General features: G+C 73.8%; 14 protein-coding genes and 1 pseudogene. 9 read left to right on the forward strand and 6 right to left on the reverse strand.

Annotated elements, in window-relative coordinates; translation table 11 throughout:
* Positions 1 to 250: 250 nt before the first annotated feature.
* The 3 genes from ACZ5TL_RS15470 to ACZ5TL_RS15480 are packed head-to-tail and all read left to right on the forward strand — an operon-like array spanning position 251 to position 3,044.
* Positions 251 to 1,366 (forward strand): Gfo/Idh/MocA family protein, encoded by a 1,116-nt coding sequence (locus ACZ5TL_RS15470; protein WP_468590168.1) that lies wholly within the window; start codon positions 251 to 253, stop codon positions 1,364 to 1,366.
* On the forward strand, positions 1,363 to 2,289 hold the full coding sequence (locus tag ACZ5TL_RS15475; protein WP_468590169.1) for a DUF6807 domain-containing protein: 927 nt from the start codon (positions 1,363 to 1,365) through the stop codon (positions 2,287 to 2,289). The genes ACZ5TL_RS15470 and ACZ5TL_RS15475 overlap by 4 nt, the downstream gene beginning before the upstream one ends.
* Entirely contained in the window at positions 2,283 to 3,044 is a 762-nt protein-coding gene (locus tag ACZ5TL_RS15480; RefSeq protein ID WP_468590171.1) for a cupin domain-containing protein, read from the forward strand. The genes ACZ5TL_RS15475 and ACZ5TL_RS15480 overlap by 7 nt, the downstream gene beginning before the upstream one ends.
* Before the next feature lie 351 nt (positions 3,045 to 3,395).
* Here the strand turns inward: ACZ5TL_RS15480 and ACZ5TL_RS15485 are convergent, their stop codons facing one another.
* Positions 3,396 to 4,097 (reverse strand): phosphatase PAP2 family protein, encoded by a 702-nt coding sequence (locus tag ACZ5TL_RS15485; protein ID WP_468590172.1) that lies wholly within the window; start codon positions 4,095 to 4,097, stop codon positions 3,396 to 3,398.
* A gap of 162 nt (positions 4,098 to 4,259) precedes the next feature.
* Between ACZ5TL_RS15485 and ACZ5TL_RS15490 the strand changes: the two genes are divergently transcribed.
* Complete coding sequence (locus ACZ5TL_RS15490) at positions 4,260 to 4,916, forward strand: class I SAM-dependent methyltransferase (protein WP_468590522.1); 657 nt, start codon at positions 4,260 to 4,262, stop codon at positions 4,914 to 4,916.
* Between the two features lie 12 nt (positions 4,917 to 4,928).
* Here ACZ5TL_RS15490 and ACZ5TL_RS15495 read toward each other — a convergent pair whose 3' ends face one another.
* Together ACZ5TL_RS15495 and ACZ5TL_RS15500 are read right to left on the reverse strand one after the other, a co-directional pair.
* Entirely contained in the window at positions 4,929 to 7,217 is a 2,289-nt protein-coding gene (locus tag ACZ5TL_RS15495) for a heavy metal translocating P-type ATPase (RefSeq protein WP_468590174.1), read from the reverse strand.
* A gap of 2 nt (positions 7,218 to 7,219) precedes the next feature.
* A complete protein-coding gene (locus ACZ5TL_RS15500; RefSeq protein ID WP_468590175.1) occupies positions 7,220 to 7,435 on the reverse strand; it encodes a heavy-metal-associated domain-containing protein in 216 nt (71 codons plus the stop codon).
* 185 nt (positions 7,436 to 7,620) lie between these two features.
* Between ACZ5TL_RS15500 and ACZ5TL_RS15505 the strand changes: the two genes are divergently transcribed.
* Complete coding sequence (locus ACZ5TL_RS15505; protein WP_468590177.1) at positions 7,621 to 8,580, forward strand: hypothetical protein; 960 nt, start codon at positions 7,621 to 7,623, stop codon at positions 8,578 to 8,580.
* A 4-nt stretch (positions 8,581 to 8,584) separates the two neighbouring features.
* Here ACZ5TL_RS15505 and ACZ5TL_RS15510 read toward each other — a convergent pair whose 3' ends face one another.
* Both ACZ5TL_RS15510 and ACZ5TL_RS15515 read right to left on the reverse strand, forming a co-directional pair.
* Complete coding sequence (locus tag ACZ5TL_RS15510) at positions 8,585 to 10,420, reverse strand: glycoside hydrolase family 15 protein (RefSeq protein WP_468590178.1); 1,836 nt, start codon at positions 10,418 to 10,420, stop codon at positions 8,585 to 8,587.
* Positions 10,421 to 10,596: 176 nt separating this feature from the next.
* Complete coding sequence (locus ACZ5TL_RS15515; RefSeq protein WP_468590179.1) at positions 10,597 to 11,376, reverse strand: DeoR/GlpR family DNA-binding transcription regulator; 780 nt, start codon at positions 11,374 to 11,376, stop codon at positions 10,597 to 10,599.
* A gap of 117 nt (positions 11,377 to 11,493) precedes the next feature.
* Here ACZ5TL_RS15515 and ACZ5TL_RS15520 point away from each other — a divergent pair.
* Positions 11,494 to 12,374: pseudogene (locus ACZ5TL_RS15520) on the forward strand (SIS domain-containing protein).
* Positions 12,375 to 12,409: 35 nt separating this feature from the next.
* The gene (locus ACZ5TL_RS15525) at positions 12,410 to 13,270 is read left to right on the forward strand and encodes a class II fructose-bisphosphate aldolase (RefSeq protein WP_468590181.1); all 861 of its coding nucleotides are present in this window, start codon (positions 12,410 to 12,412) and stop codon (positions 13,268 to 13,270) included.
* Here ACZ5TL_RS15525 and ACZ5TL_RS15530 read toward each other — a convergent pair.
* Positions 13,260 to 14,390 (reverse strand): methyltransferase, encoded by a 1,131-nt coding sequence (locus ACZ5TL_RS15530; protein ID WP_468590182.1) that lies wholly within the window; start codon positions 14,388 to 14,390, stop codon positions 13,260 to 13,262. The genes ACZ5TL_RS15525 and ACZ5TL_RS15530 overlap by 11 nt on opposite strands.
* Before the next feature lie 68 nt (positions 14,391 to 14,458).
* On the opposite strand from ACZ5TL_RS15530, the gene ACZ5TL_RS15535 reads away from it, so the two are divergent.
* Both ACZ5TL_RS15535 and ACZ5TL_RS15540 read left to right on the forward strand, forming a co-directional pair.
* Positions 14,459 to 15,172 (forward strand): alpha-ketoglutarate-dependent dioxygenase AlkB family protein, encoded by a 714-nt coding sequence (locus tag ACZ5TL_RS15535; protein WP_468590183.1) that lies wholly within the window; start codon positions 14,459 to 14,461, stop codon positions 15,170 to 15,172.
* A 36-nt stretch (positions 15,173 to 15,208) separates the two neighbouring features.
* Positions 15,209 to 16,456, forward strand: coding sequence for an ROK family protein (locus tag ACZ5TL_RS15540; protein ID WP_468590184.1), 1,248 nt, complete (start codon positions 15,209 to 15,211; stop codon positions 16,454 to 16,456).
* Positions 16,457 to 16,543: the final 87 nt, after the last annotated feature.

The following is a 16,543-nucleotide window of genomic DNA, read 5'->3' on the forward strand; positions in this document are numbered from 1 at the left end:
GCCGTCAGGCTGGGACCGGCGGCCGTCAGGGCGAGGGCGGCGCGTCTCGCGGTGCCCGGGAAGCGGGGGAGTGCCGTTTCCGTGGCCACGGCAACAACCGGAAACTCCGCCCCAAGCTGGGAGAATGCGCGGGCGGACCTTGTGCAGGTCGCTGCAGGGGGGTTGTCCTGACATTCTCTCGCGCCTAGGGTCCATTCCGAGTGCAAGCGCTTTCCCAGCGTGTGTCCGCCGGCCGTCCGAGGAGCGCCGCATGTCCTTGTCCCCCGCCCGCCGCCGCGTGGCCGTCGTCGGCACCGGAGCCATCGTCAGCGGCAGCCATCTGCCCGCGCTGCGGGCCCATTCCGACCGGGTGGAACTGGTGGCCGCCGTCGACGTGGACCAGGAGCGGCTCGACGCGTTCCGCGAGCCGACCGGGGACGAGGTCGCCCGGTACACCTCCATGGACGCGATGCTGGACGCCGAACGCCCCGACCTGGTCCTCATCGGCACACCGCCCTCCCTGCACCGCGAGCAGACGGTGGCCGCGCTCAAGGCGGGTGCCTGGGTGCTGTGTGAGAAGCCACTCACCCTCTCGCTGGCCGAGTACGACGAGATCGCCGCCGCCGAGGACGCCTCCGGCGCGTACGCGGCGGTCGTCTTCCAACACCGCTACGGCTCCGGCGCGGTGCACGCCCGCGAGCTGATCACGAGCGGTGAGCTGGGCGCCCCGCTGGTCGCGCACTGCCAGACGACCTGGCACCGGGACGCCGCGTACTACGCGGTGCCATGGCGCGGAAGGTGGGCCAGCGAGGGCGGCGGCCCCACCATGGGCCACGGCATCCACCAGTTCGACCTGATGCTGCACCTGCTCGGCCCGTGGGAGGAGATCCGGGCGATGGCGGCCCGGCTCGTGCACGACACCGAGAGCGAGGACGTCTCCACCGCGCTGGTGCGTTTCCGTAGCGGCGCCCTCGCCACCGTCGTCAACAGCGTGCTGTCCCCTGGCGAGGTGAGCCGCATCCGCGTCGACTGCGCGGACGCCACCGTCGAGCTCACCCACCTGTACGGCCACACCAACGACAGCTGGGCCTACACCCCGGCCCCGCACGTCGCCTCCGAGCGGGCCACGGCCTGGCGCACCCCCGCCCGCGACGTGCCCAGCTCGCACACCGCCCAGCTCGGCGCCCTCCTCGACGCCTACGACACCGGTACCCGGCCACCGGGCAGCGGCCGCGACGCCCGCGCCACCCTCGAGTTCGCCGCCGCCCTGTACAAGGCGGCGTTCACCGGCCGCTCGGTGCGCGCGGGGGAGATCGCCCCCGGCGACCCCTTCTACGAGGCCATGCACGGCGAGTACCCCGACTGGGCCCCCAAGGAGCGCGCATGACCATCCGCGTCACGCACACGCACGGCGAGGACATCGCCGTCACGGCGGCGAACGGCACGGAGATCCTCCGCTACGTCTACCGCCCCGACCCGGACCCCTTCGAGTCCCGCAAGCCCTACGCCCACCCCGTGCGCACCCTCTCGGGCCGCACGGTCACCGGCTACCGTCCGAACGACCATCGCTGGCACAAGGGCCTGCAGATGACGGCGAGCCATCTGTCCGGCCAGAACTTCTGGGGCGGCAACTGCTACGTCCACGGCCAGGGCTATCTGCCGCTGCCCGAGCGGGTCGGCTCGATGCGGCACGACGGCTTCCCGGACCTCGCAGTCGAGGACGACCGGCTCACCCTCACCGAGAACCTCACCTGGATCGAGAACGGCGGCGAGGAGTGGGCGCGCGAGGTGCGCGGCCTGGCTGTCCACTCGGTGGACGAGGAGGCCGGTTCCTGGGCCCTCGACTGGTCGCTCCGCCTCACCAACACCCGTTCCGCACCACTGGTCTTCGGCTCCCCGACCACCGCGGGCCGTGAGATGGCCGGCTACACCGGACTGCAGTGGCGCGGCCCGCGCGACTTCACCGGCGGCACCGTCTTCGCGCCGGACACCGACGCCGACGCGGGCAAGCTGATGGGCACGCAGGGCCCCTGGCTCGCGTTCACCACCGAGCACGACGACATCGACGGACACTCCACGCTGGTGTTCGCGCACGCGCCGGAGAACCTCGACGAGACGTCCGCGATCCACGAGTCCCACTGGTTCGTCCGCTCCGAGCCCTTTCCGACGGTCGCCTTCTCCTGGGCGTTCTTCGAGGAGTTCGAGCTGCCGCCGGGCGAGTCCTTCGCGTACCGCTACCGGCTGGTGATCGCCGACGGCGCCTGGGACCGCGACCGGGTCGGCGCCCACCTGGGAGGCCTGCCATGGTGAGCGAAACCGAGCAGGGGCTGCCGCACCCGCTGCCCGGCGCGGTCGGCCTGTCCCACCTCAGCGCCTACGACTGGGAGGCCGCCGACGGTGCCTGCGGCGGCAGCCCGCACCTGCACCTGGTGTGCACCGAGGCGTACGTCGTCACCGGCGGCCGGGGCGCGGTGCAGACGCTGAGCCCCGACGGCTACCGGGACATCCCCCTCGAAGCCGGCTCCCTCGCCTGGTTCACGCCGGGCACCGTGCACCGCATGGTGCAGGGGGGCGATCTGCGCATCACCGTGCTGATGCAGAACAGCGGTCTGCCCGAAGCCGGGGACGCCGTCTTCACCTTCCCGCCCGAGGTGCTCGCCGACCCCGGGAAGTACGCCGCCGCGGCGACCCTGCCGCCCGGCACGGGACCGGAGACGGCGGCGGCCGCCCGGCGCCGCAGGGACCTCGCGGTCGAGGGCTACCTCGTCCTGCGCGAGGCCCTCGTCGCCGGGGACGACGGCCCGTACCGGGAGTTCCAGCGGGCCGCCGCCCGGATCGTGCGCGACAAGGTGCCCGCCTGGCGCGCCCTGTGGCGGGCGGGCGCCCTGGCCACCGCCGAACGCACCGGCGCCCAGCTCGACGCGCTGGCCGACGGCGACCCCGGCTACCTCGACGAGGCCACCGCCCACGAGAGCGCGCCCACCCGGCTCGGCGGCTTCGGCATGTGCGGCCGCCGGGACGAGTACGCGCTGCCGGGCACCACGCTGCCGTACCAGGGGGAGTAGCGGCCGGGGACCTGAGGGGGCCTGAGGGTTCCTCGCCTTCCAGCGGTTCCTGGTGGAGGGCATGGCCGGCGCCCTGCGCGCCTGTGGACGCCCCGAGTCGCTCACCGACTGGCGGGCAGCGGTACGCGGGGCGGCCCGGGACGCCGCGGCTGACCCGGGCGGCAGCGGTCTGGTGCTGCTCGCCGTGGCGACGGCCGCGCTGTGCGCCTGGATGCTGGTGCCGCTGGCCTTCCTCGCCCCCGGGCGCTGGCCCTGGCGCTCACCGCCGTCGACGTACGCCGGTCCGCTGCCTGTTGAGCGCAGGGATGCCGGGCCGGGAGGCCGGGCCCTGCGCCCGGCCCGGCCCGCCGCTCACCGGCGCAGGGCGTTGCCGATGCCGATCCGGGGCCAGGAACGGGCCGCCTCCAGGAGGGCCTGGGTCTTCGCCGACGGAGTGGCCGCTGCCGCCGCCAGTGCCGCCGCGGCGCTCGCGATGCCGAGCACCGCGCCCGCGGCCACGTCGCCCGGGTAGTGCACGCCCGTGTGGACGCGGGAGTAGCCGACGGCGCTCGCCAGCGCCCCGAGCGGTGCGGCCGCCGGAGGCAGGACCACGCCGACGGCGGTGGCGAACGCGACCGCCGAGGCGGTGTGCCCGGACGGGAACGAGGCCGACGTCGGCATCCGCACGTGCCGGTCCACCGTCACCCGGGCCGCCTCCCGGTCCGGCCGGGCGCGGCGTACCAGGCGCTTGCCGAGCAGGTTGGCGGAGGCCGACGCCACGGCGATCGCGCCGACACCCGCGAGCGCGGCCCTGCGCGGCCGCTTGCCGCCCAGGGCCAGGGCGGCGGCGATGGCGAACGAGATCTTGGAGTGGTCGGCCGCGTGGGACAGATGGCGCAGTGTCCGGTCGAGGGTGGGTGTGGGGGTGGCGGCCACCGCCGCGTACAGGGCGCCGTCCACGGTCCTCAGGTCGCTCATCACGGCGCCCAGGAGCCGGCCGGGCCCGCCCGAGGGCTTCCCGTCCTGCGCGAGCGGACGGAGGGCGTCCCCCTCTGTGGTCGTCGGATCGGTCATGTGCTTCTCCCCGCAGTGGCCTTCCCGGCAAGGTACCGGCTCACGCCGGGCGCACGCTCGGCGCCCCTGCGAGCCGGTACCTCCCGAGTGCCCGGTCGGCGGACGGCCACCCCGGTGATCCGGGACACGGTGGCCGAGTGCACCCGTCTGGTGGACTGGGGGATGACGCCCCTGCTCCGACGGGTCCCGCGCGCCCTCGACGGGTTCCACGCCGCCCACCCCTGGGACCACAACGCCCACTTCCACCGCTGGATCCTGCGGCAACTCCCGCGGCGGGTGGGCAGTGCCCTGGACGTGGGATGCGGCAGCGGCGACCTCGCCCGGCTGCTGGCCCGCCGGGCGGAGCGGGTGCACGCGATGGACGCCGACCCGGAGATCACGGCGAGGGCGCGGGAGCTGACCCCGGCGGCGGCGCCGGTGACGTACACGGTGGCCGACGCGCCGGCCGGGCTTCCGGACCGGTCCTACGACGTCATCACCTGCGTCGCCGTGCTCCACCATCTGCCGTTCACCGGGGCCCTGGAGGCCTTCCGCGACCGCCTTGCTCCGGGCGGCACCCTGGTGATCGTCGGTGTCTCCCGGGAGGCGACGCCCGCCGACCACCTTCTCGGCGTGGCGTCGATCCCGCTCAACATCGTCATGGCGCTGGTGAAGAACCGGGGCCGCCGGGCCCCGCGCCCGGTCGCGATGACCGCGCCGGTGCGGCAGCCGGACCTGACGTTCCCGGAGATCGCCCGCGAGGCCCGCACGACCCTGCCCGGCGCCCGCCTGCGCCGCCGCCTGCTCTGGCGGTACACGCTGGTGTGGCACCGCCGCTGAGCCGTTACCGCCTCAGCCGGCGGCCCGGAACGTCCGCAGCCGCAGTGAGTTGCCCACCACGAAGACCGAGGAGAAGGCCATGGCAGCCCCGGCGATCATCGGGGTGAGCAGGCCCGCCGCGGCCAGGGGGAGGGCCGCCACGTTGTAGGCGAAGGCCCAGAAGAGGTTCGAGCGGATGGTGCCGAGGGTGCGGCGGGCGAGGCGGATGGCGTCCGCCGCGGCCGGCAGGTCGCCGCGGACCAGGGTCAGGTCGCCGGCTTCGATCGCGGCGTCCGTGCCCGTGCCCATGGCCAGTCCGAGATCGGCCTGGGCGAGGGCCGCCGCGTCGTTGACGCCGTCGCCGACCATGGCCACCGACCGGCCCTCGGCCTGCAGCCGCTTGACGACGTCGACCTTGTCCTGCGGCAGCACCTCGGCGATGACCTCCTCGATGCCCACCTCGCGGGCGACGGACCGGGCCACCGCCTCGTTGTCGCCGGTCAGCAGCAGGGGCGTGAGCCCGAGCGCACGCAGCCGGCCGACCGCCTCCGCGCTCGTCTCCTTCACCGCGTCGGCGACCTCCAGCACCGCCCGTGCCTCGCCGTCCCACGCGACCGCGATGGCCGTGCGCCCGGCGTCCTCGGCCGCCGCCCGGGCTCGGGCCAGGCACTCCGGCAGCTCCATCGCCCAGTCGGCGAGCAGCCGCTCCCGGCCGGCGAGCACGGCGTGGCCCTCGACGACTCCCTGCACGCCGAGTCCGGGCACGTTGGCGAAGTCCTCCGGCGTGGGCAGCGTGCCCAGCTTCTCCAGCGCCCCCTCGGCGACGGCACGGGCGATCGGGTGCTCGGAGGAGTGCTCCAATGCCCCGGCCAGCCGCAGCACGTCGGCCTCGCCGGTGCCGTCGGCGGTGTGCACGGCCAGCAGGGTCATCCGGCCGGTGGTGACGGTGCCGGTCTTGTCCAGGACGACGGTGTCGACCCGGCGCGTGGACTCCAGCGCCTCCGGGCCCTTGATGAGGATGCCGAGCTGGGCGCCCCGCCCGGTGCCGACCATCAGCGCGGTCGGCGTGGCCAGCCCCAGGGCGCAGGGGCAGGCGATGACCAGGACGGCGACGGCGGCAGTGAAGGCGGCCGTCAGCCCGGCGCCGTTGCCGAGCCAGAAGCCCAGCGTGCCCAGGGCGAGGGCGATCACGACCGGCACGAACACGGCGGAAATCCGGTCCGCGAGCCGCTGCGCCGCGGCCTTGCCGTTCTGCGCGTCCTCCACCAGCCGGGCCATCCGCGCCAGTTGCGTGTCGGCACCGACCCGTGTGGCACGCACGACGAGCCGCCCGCCCACATTGATCGTGGCGCCGGTGACCGGGTCGCCCTCGCCCACCTCCACGGGCACGGACTCGCCGGTGAGCATCGAGGCGTCCACCGCGGAGGAGCCCTCGACCACCGTCCCGTCCGTCGCGATCTTCTCTCCCGGGCGTACCAGGAACCGGTCGCCGACGCTCAACTCCGCTACGGGAAGGGTCTCTTCACGTCCGCCGTCGCGCAGCACGGTGACGTCCTTCGCGCCCAGCTCCAGCAGTGCCCGCAGTGCCGCCCCGGCCTTGCGCTTGGCGCGGGCCTCGAAGTACCGCCCGGCCAGGATGAAGGCGGTCACGCCTGCGGCGGCCTCCAGGTAGATGTTCCCGGCGCCGTCCGTGCGCTCGATGGTCAGCTCGAAGGGGTGCGTCATGCCCGGCGTGCCCGCCGTGCCGAAGAACAGCGCCCACAGCGACCACAGGAACGCGGCCGAGGTGCCCACCGAGATCAGCGTGTCCATGGTGGCCGCGCCGTGCCGGGCGTTGGTGAACGCCGCCTTGTGGAAGGGCCACGCCGCGTACGTCACGACGGGCGCGGCCAGCGTGAGCGACAGCCACTGCCAGTACTCGAACTGCAGCGCAGGGATCATGGCCATCGCCACGACGGGCACCGCGAGCACCACGGCCGTGACCAGCCGCTCGCGCAGCGGCCGCAGACCGTCGTCGGCCCCGGCGGCCTCTGCGCCGGGCTCCTCGGCGGGTGCGGGCTCCTGGGCGGTGTACCCGGTCGCCTCGACCGTGGCGATCAGGTCCTGGACGGAGACCTCGCCCGAGTGGCTGACCTTCGCCTTCTCGGTCGCGTAGTTGACGGTGGCGGTGACCCCGTCCATGCGATTGAGCTTCTTCTCGATGCGCGCCGCGCAGGAGGCGCAGGTCATGCCTCCGATGGTGAGCTCGACCTCGGTGCCTGCGGTTCTGGTTCCGGTGGTTCCGGTAATTCCGGTGGTTCCGCTGCCGGTGGTGGCGGTCATGATCAGACCCGCCGCCCCGTCAGCTCGTAGCCGGCCTCGTCGACGACCTCCGCGATCGCGGCGTCGTCGGGCTCCCCGGCAGTGGTGACGGTGACGCGACCGGTGTCGAGTTCGACCTCGACACCGCTGACGCCGTCCAGCTCACCGATGACCTTGGTCAGCGTGGCCTTGCAGTGGCCGCAGGACATGCCGGAGACGATGTAGGTGGTGGCGGGCATCGGTGCCTCCTCGATCGGAATCACATATACGGGCCGGGGGTACCCCTGCCGTCTCATATATACCCCTGAGGGGTATACGAAACAAGCGCGGGGACGGTTTGACTTCATACCCCCTAGGGGTATTGTGGGCTGCATGGAGACCCCGCATCCGAGCGGGGACCGGGTATCTGAAGGAGCCGACGGTCATGAACACCGGACTGAGGATCAGCACCTTCGCCGCCGCCCTGGCCGCGACCTTCGGCGCGGCCTACGGCGTCGGCCAGGGCTTCGGCCCCGTCGTCGCCGACAGCCTGCCGCAGCAGGAGGACGAGCATGCCCGGCCGTCACCGGAGCCGGAGGGGGGCGGCGCCCACGCCGGACACGACACACCCCCGGTCGGCGGCCTGCAGATCTCCGAGGGCGGCTACACCCTCGACCTGAAGACCCCGCGCGTCACCGCCGGGCAGCGCGCCGACCTGCGCTTCGCCGTCCGGGACGCCGACGGCCGCGTGGTCACCGCCTACCAGCGCGAACACGACAAGGAACTCCACCTCGTCGTCGCCTCGCGCGACCTGCTCACCTACCGCCACCTGCACCCCACCCGCGCCGCCGACGGCACCTGGAGCACCCCCGTCGACCTGCCCAGCGCGGGCGGCTACCGCGTCTTCGCCGACTTCACCCCGGCGGCGAAGAACGCCCGGAACCTCACCCTCGGCGCGGACCTGGCCGCCTCCGGCCCGTACCGGCCGAAGGACCTGCCCGCACCGAGCACCACGGCCGACGCCAACGGCTACGAGGTCGAGCTCGCCGGTGCCCTGCGTCCCGGCAAGGCGGGCGAACTGACGCTGAAGGTCTCCCGCGACGGCAAGCCCGTCACGAACCTGCAGCCCTACCTCGGCGCGTACGGCCACCTGGTCGCCCTGCGCTCCGGTGACCTGGCCTACCTGCACGTCCACCCGAACGGCGAACCCGGCGACGGCACCACCAGGCCCGGCCCGGACATCTCGTTCACGGCCACGGCGCCCAGCGCCGGTTCCTACCGCCTGTTCCTCGACTTCCAGCACGAGGGCAAGGTCCACACGGCGGCGTTCACCGTCCGGGCCGGGGGAGCGGCGGCCGATGCGGGTACCCCCGAGGGGCATGCGGACGACGGCCACGGGCACTGAGTGCTCAGCCGAGCACCCGGTCCAGGTTGAACGCCGCGCTGATCAGGGCGAGGTGGGTGAACGCCTGCGGGAAGTTGCCCTGCTGCTCCCCGGTGTGGCTGATCTCCTCGGCGTACAGACCCAGATGGTTGGCGTACGTCAGCATCTTCTCGAAGGCCAGGCGCGCCTCGTCGATCCGGCCGGCGTGCACCATGGCCTCGACGTACCAGAACGAGCAGATGGAGAACGTGCCCTCGTCGCCGCGCAGTCCGTCCGGGCTGGAGCGCGAGTCGTAGCGGTAGACCAGGGAGTCGGACACCAGCTCCTCGGTGAGCACGTCCAGTGTCGACAGCCACTTCGGGTCGGTCGGGGCGATGAACTTCGTCAGCGGCATCATCAGCAGGGCCGCGTCCAGCACGTCGCCGTCCTCGTTCTGGACGAAGGCCCGGCGCTTCTCGGACCAGCCCCGGCTCATGATCCGCCGGTAGATCGTGTCGCGGCACTCCCGCCAGCGGGGGAGGTCGGCGGGCAGGCCGCGCCGGTTGGCCATCCGGATCGCCCGCTCGATCGCCACCCAGCACATCAGCCGCGAGTACAGGAAGTTCTTGCGCCCGCCCCGGGTCTCCCAGATCCCCTCGTCGGGCTGGTCCCAGTGCGCGCACACCCAGTCCACCAGCGCGCACATGTCGTCCCACTGGTCGCTGGAGATGGGCCGGGCCCACTTGTCGTAGAGGTAGACGGAGTCGACCAGCGCGCCGTAGATGTCGAGCTGGAGCTGGTCGGCCGCCGCGTTGCCGACCCGCACGGGCGCGGAATTCTGGTGGCCCTCCAGATGGTCCAGGGTCCGCTCGGGCAGCTCGGTGCGCCCGTCGATGCCGTACATGATCTGCAGCGGACCGGAGGGCTTGCTGTCGCCCGGGCTGACGTGCCGGGTCACGAACTGCATGAACGCCTCGGCCTCGCCGGTGAAACCCAGCCTGAGCAGGGCGTAGACGCAGAAGGCCGCGTCGCGCACCCACACGTACCGGTAGTCCCAGTTGCGTTCGCCGCCGAGTTGCTCGGGCAGACTCGTCGTCGGCGCGGCCACGATCGCCCCGGTCGGCGCGTACGTGAGCAGTTTCAGCGTCAGGGCCGAGCGGTGCACCATCTCCCGCCAGCGGCCCTTGTACCGTGACGCCGACAGCCAGCGCCGCCAGTAGGCCACGGTCGCCGCGAACTGCTGCTCCGCGTCCGTGTGGGCGCACCGGCGGGGCGCCACGTCGCCGCCGACCTTGTCCAGCGCGAACACCGCCGACTCGCCTTCGGAGAGCTTGAAGTCCCCGTACACGTCCGGCCCGCCGACCTCCAGCGGAACGGTCGCGGTCAGCGCGAGCGCCAGGCCCTCGGCCTCGAAGACCGCCACCTCGCCGGTCAGCCGGACGGTGTGGGGCTTGGTGCCGTAGGCGAACCGGGGAGCGACGCGGGTACGGAACGGGATCGAGCCGCGTACGCACATCACCCGCCGGATCAGCCGGTGCCGCTCGGCCTCGGCAGGCTCGCCGCCGGCCGGCATGAAGTCCTGCACCTCGCCGACGCCGTCCTCGGTGAAGAACCGGGTGATCAGGACGTTGGTGTCGGGGAAGTAGAACTGCTTGGTCCGCGCCGGCACGGCTGCCGCCAGCTCGAAGCAGCCGCCGCGCTCCGCGTCCAGGATCGAGGCGAACACGCTCGGGGCGTCGAAAGCCGGGCAGCAGTACCAGTCGATCGTGCCGTCGGTCCCGACCAGGGCCACACTGCGCAGATCGCCGATCAGCCCGTGCTCGGCGATCGGCAGATACCGCCGGCCCCCCGGCGCGCCGTGGTCGTCCGCCGCTCCGCCCATGACAGCCTCCCTGCCCGGTAGGCGCCTCAGCCCCAGCCTAGGACTGCCGGCGGCCCCCCGCTCAGGCGCTCTCCACGTCGGCCCGGCGTCGTCGGCGCCGATCGTGACCGGCTGATCGTGCTGCCCTTCGGCCGAGGGGCCCCGGTCCGGCGAACCGCGATCCCAGTGTCGCGGTCTCACACCGTGACGACCCGCACTCCCACCTCCTCAAAACGCCGCACGGTCTCCGCGTCGGCCGCCGTGTCCGTCACCAGCTCGTCCACCGCCTCGGCGGCGCAGACCCGGGCGAACGCCCGCTTCCCCAGCTTGCTGGAGTCGGCGGCCACCACCACGCGCTCCGCGCGTTCGCACAGCAGCCGGTTGATCGCGGCCTCCGTCTCGTCGTGCGCGGCGGCGCCGTGCGTGGCATCGAAGGCGACGACGCCGAGCACCGCCACATCGACGGTGATCTGCCCCAGCACCGCGTCGGCGAGCGGCCCGACCAGCTCGTACGACTGGGCCCGTGCCACCCCGCCGGTCAGCACGATCTTGAACTGGGGCCGCACGGCCAGCTCGTTGGCGATGTTCAGCGCGTTCGTCACGACGGTCAGCGCGGGCGGCCCCGACGCCAGATCCCCGCGCACCGCCAGGGCCCGCGCCACCTCCGTGGTGGTCGTGCCGCCGGTCAGCCCGACCGCCTCACCCGGCGCCACGAGACCCGCCACCGCCTTCGCGATGCGCTGCTTCTCGGAGGCGTGGCGGGCCGTCTTGTAGCGCAGCGGCAGCTCGTACGACACCCCGTGCACGACCGCGCCGCCCCGCGTACGGACGAGCATCTGCTGCTCGGCGAGCCGGTCGAAGTCACGGCGGATCGTCGCCGCCGACACGCCGAGCTCCCCGGCCGCGTCCTCGACGTCCAGCCGGCCGCGCTCGACGAGCAGCTCCAGCAGCGCCTTCCAGCGGGCGTCGCGCGACATCCGGACCTCCACCTGTCGATCTCCGGCGACCCTAGCGCACCCGATCAGACCAGATGCTTGATGATGCTCGAAAGCTGGCGATATCTTGCAGAAACAGTCAGACCTGGAGGGTGCCGCATGACGCATGCCGAGGATGAGCTGACCAGCCAGCCCGAGTGCTGGGCCCGCGCCGCCTCGGAGGCGGCGGGCCACGCGCGGGTGCTGCCGGCGCCGGGGGAGCGGGTCGCGATCGTCGGCTGCGGCACCTCGTACTTCATGGCGCAGGCGGCCGCGGTCCTGCGGGAGGGCGCGGGCCAGGGTGAGACCGACGCGTTCCCCGCCTCGGAGTTCCCCCACGGCCGCGACTACGACCGGGTCGTCGCCCTCACCCGCTCCGGCACCACGACCGAGGTCCTCGACCTGCTCGGCCGGCTGAAGGGCCGCACCCGCACGACCGCCGTCACCGCCGACCCGGACACGCCCGTACGGACGGCCGCCGACGAACTCGCCGTCCTCGACTTCGCGGACGAACGCTCCGTCGTGCAGACCCGGTTCGCGACCACGGCCCTCACCCTGCTCCGCGCCCACCTCGGCCTCCACCCCGCCGCCGCCGTCACCGACGCGCGCACCGCCCTGTCGGAGCCGCTGCCCGAAGAACTGGTGGAGTGCGGGCAGTTCACGTTCCTGGGCCGTGGTTGGACCGTCGGCCTGGCCCACGAGGCCGGGCTGAAGATGCGGGAGGCCGCGCTGGCCTGGGCGGAGGCCTATCCGGCGATGGAGTACCGGCACGGCCCGATCAGCGTCAGCACCTCGGGCACGGCGACCTGGATGCTCGGGGACGCGCCCGGCGGGCTCGCCGAAAGGTGCGCGCAACAGGCGCGTTGTGGATCGCCGGGGGCCTCGACCCGCTCGCCGAACTCGTCCGCGCCCAGCGCCTCGCGGTCGCCGTCGCCGCGTCCCGCGGCCTCGACCCGGACCTTCCCCGGCACCTCACACGCTCGGTGATCCTCGCGCCCTGACGCCTGGTGCCCCGCTTCCCGACCCTGGAGTCACCGTGCCCCTCACCACCACCGGCGGCCTCGTCACCCGTGCCGCCGCGGCCCGTTCGGCCGTCGCCTCCTTCAACATCATCACGCTGGAGCACGTCGAGGCCGTCATCGCGGGCGCCGAGGCCGCGCACGCCCCCGTCGTCCTCCAGGTCAGCGAGAACGCGGTCAAGTTCCGCGGCGGGCGGCTGTTCCCGCTCGCCCGTGCCGCCGTCGCCGCCGCCGAACACGCCGCCGTACCGGTCGCGCTGCACCTCGACCACGTGCGGAGCGACGCCCTGCTGCACCAGGCGGCCGAAGCAGGCTTCAGCTCCGTCATGTACGACGCGGCCCGGCTGCCCTACGAGCAGAACCTCGCCGCGACCCGGGCGGCAGTCGACCGGGCGCACGCCCAAGGCCTGTGGATCGAGGCCGAGCTGGGCCAGATCGGAGGCAAGAACGGCAGACCCCCGCTGGACGCCCACGCCCCCGGCGCCCGCACCGACCCCGACGAGGCCCGGGCCTTCGTCGCCGACTCGGGCGTGGACGCCCTGGCCGTCGCCGTCGGCAGCGCCCACGCCATGACGACCCGCACCGCGACCCTCGACCACCCCCTGCTCACACGCCTGTCCGCCGCACTGGACGTCCCCCTCGTCCTGCACGGCTCCTCCGGCGTCCCGGACGACGAACTCACGGCCGCGATCACGGGCGGCATCACCAAGGTCAACATCGGCACGGCCCTGAACATCGCGCTGACCGGCGCGATCCGGGAGTTCCTCGCCGAGCGCCCCGAGACCGTCGACCCGCGCGGCTACCTGACAGTCGCGCGGGAGGCGATGACACGGGCCGTGGCGAGGACCCTCGACACCCTCGGCGCGGCTACCGCTTGACGGCCTTCAGCACCACGAACTTCGGGTCGCTCGCGACGAGCCGGCTGTTGCCGAACAGCTTCCGCAGCTTCACGTGATAGCCCAGATGCCGGTTGCCGATCACCCACAGCTCACCGCCCGGCCGCAGCGCGCGCCGCGCCCCGGTGAACATCCGCCAGGCCGTGGCGTCCGTCGTCGCCTGGTGGGAGTGGAACGGCGGGTTGTTCAGGACCAGGTCGACACTGCCGGACGGCACGCCCGCCAGCCCGTCGCCGACCCGGAACTCGGCGTGCCCCGGCCCGCCGTTCGCCTTGTACGTCGCCTCCGCCGAGGCCACGGCCTGGAACGACTCGTCCACGAACAGCACCTCGCAGTCCGGGTCGGCCAGCGCCACGGCCGTCCCCACCACGCCGTTGCCGCACCCCAGGTCCACCACCCGGCCACCCCGGCCCTGAGGCAGGTGCCGCAGGAAGAACCGGGTGCCGATGTCGAGCCGGTCGGCGCAGAAGATTCCCGCGTGATTGACCACGGTGCGCCCCGAGACCGGGCCGACGCCGTCCGGGAGGGTGTAGACGTACGGCCACGGACCGGCGAGCCGCTCCAGCGCCGGGTCCGGGGTGCAGAAGATCAGCCGGGCCTTCTTCTCGGCGAGGGAGGTGCGGGTCGGGCCGAGGATCCGCTCGAACAACTCCAGCGTCGAGGTGTGGATCTCCTTGACCATCCCCGTGCCCACGACGACCGTCCCCGCGTGCACCGCCGGCGCCAGCCGCAGCAACTGGTCCTCCAGCAGCGCCAGGCTCTTCGGCACCCGCACCAGCAGCACGTCGACGCGACCCGGCGGCGGATCCTGCGTGGTGAGCAGCCGCACCGCGCCCGGCTCCGCCCCGGCACGGGCGAGGTTGGCGCGTGTCGCCTCCTGCGTCAGGCAGGAGTCGGTGATCTGCGTCGGCCGGTGCGCCGCGAGCGCCGTGACCAGCGCGCCCCAGCGGTCCCCGACCACCACGACCGTGCCCGACAGCGGGACCCGCTCCGCGGCCAGATGCCTCAGCAGGTACTCGTCGGAGGCGTCCCAGGCGCGCAGCCTGTCACGCGGGTCCTCGGGGAAGCGGCTCAGCTCCGGCTCGCCCCACGGTGTCGTCATACGGTCGCTCATCGTGCGACCAGGCTAGCCGAGCCGCAGCTCAAGACCGGTGGGGGAGGATGGGACGCATGGACGTCGAGCTGTTCCCCCGGGAGCGTACGGAGGTCGCACCGGGAGCGGTGCATCTGCCCGGCTGGCTGGACGGGCGGCAGCAGCGCGACCTGCTGGAGGCCTGCCGCGCGTGGGCACGTCCACCAGCAGGTCTGCGCACGGTCCGGACCCCCGGCGGCGGCACCATGACCGCCCGGCAGGTGTGCCTGGGCTGGCACTGGGCTCCCGTACGGACGTGCCCGAACTGCGGCCGGGCCGCACGGGACAACCCCGGGTGCCCTGGCCGGCACTGGTACCCGTACGCCTACGCCCGCACCGTCGTCGACGGGGACGGCGCCCCGGTGAAGCCCTTCCCGGACCGGCTGGGGGAGCTGGGCCGCCGGGCGGTGCGGGACACCCTCGGGGGCCCGGTGCCCGCCTACGACATCGCGCTGATCAACTTCTACGACGCCGCCGCCCGCATGGGCATGCACCGCGACAGCGACGAGAAGTCGGACGCGCCGGTGGTGTCGCTGAGCCTCGGCGACACCTGCGTCTTCCGCTTCGGCAACACCGAGACCCGCACCCGGCCCTACACCGATGTGGAGTTGCGCAGCGGCGACCTGTTCGTCTTCGGCGGCCCGTCCCGGCTCGCCCACCACGGGGTCCCGCGGGTCCACGCGGGCACGGCACCGCCCGGCCTCGGCCTGACGGGACGGCTCAACATCACGCTCCGGGTCAGCGGTCTGTAGGCCGCCGCTCCGGCGGATCATGGGAGACTCGCCCTCATGAGCGGGAAGGCGGATCCCCGGCCGGCGGGGGACGGGAACACATCGAGGACGCGACTGGACCGGGGGCGCGGAGCGCTCGGACCCGCGCTGGAACTCGTGCACACCGGACGCGCCCCGACCCGTGCCGTGCTCACCGCCGAGCTCGGGGTGACACGGGCGACGGCCGGCGCCGTCGCCGCCGAACTGGAGGCGCTCGGGCTGATCCGGGTCGACGCCCGGCCCGGCGCGGCCGCCGGGTCGCAGGGCAGGCCCTCGCACAAGCTGGCCGTCGCCGAGGACGGGCCCGTCGCGCTCGCCGCACAGGTGCACGCCGACGGCTTCCGGGCGGCGCTGGTCGGACTGGGCGGCCGGATCGTCGCCACCGCGCCCGGCTGCGAGACCGTCGACGCCGACCCGTCCAAGGTGCTCGCCTCCGTCGTCACGGCGGGCGCCGGACTGCTGCGCGAGACCGGGCGCCGGTGCGTGGGCGCGGGCCTCGCCGTGCCGTCCGCCGTCGCCGAACCCGAGGGCCTCGCCCTCAACCCCCTGCACCTGGCCTGGCCCGCGGGCGCGCCCGTGCGGGACATCTTCGCCGAGCAGGTGCGCGCGGCCGGCATCGACGGGCCCGCGTTCGCCGCGAACGACGTCAACCTGGCCGCGCTCGCCGAGCACCGGCACGGCGCCGGCCGAGGCTCCCGCGACCTGCTGTGCGTGGCCACCGGCCACCGGGGCGTCGGCGGCGCGCTCGTCCTCGACGGCCGTCTGCACCGGGGCAGTTCGGGTCTCGCGCTGGAGGTCGGCCACCTCACCGTGCACCCCGAGGGCCGTCCCTGCCACTGCGGCAGCCGCGGCTGCCTCGACGTGGAGACCGACCCGCTGGCCTTCCTCACGGAGGCGGGACGCGAGCCGGGCCCCGAGGTGTCCCTGCTCCAGCAGTCCATCGACCTCGTCCGCCACCACTACGCCGACCCGGGCGTCCGCACCGCCGCCGAGGCCCTCATCGACCGGCTCGGCCTCGGACTCGCCGGCCTGGTCAACCTCCTCAACCCGGACCGCATCATCCTCGGCGGCCTCCACCGCACCCTCCTGGACGCCGACCCCGGCCGCCTCCGCGCGGTCGTCGCCGACCGCAGCCTGTGGGGCCAGAGCGGCGGCGTCCCGATCCTCGCGTGCACCCTCGACCACAACAGCCTCGTCGGCGCGGCCGAACTGGCCTGGCAGCCGGTCCTCGACGATCCCCTGGGAGCGCTGACCGCACAGCGGTGAGGCGGCGCCCCTCGAGTCGGCCCGGAGGGCCGTCGGCTCCCATGCGCTGGCGGGGATCAGGCGTGCCCGCGTCGCTTCCGGGAAGGC

This window comes from Streptomyces sp. NPDC033136 (genome assembly GCF_055578235.1).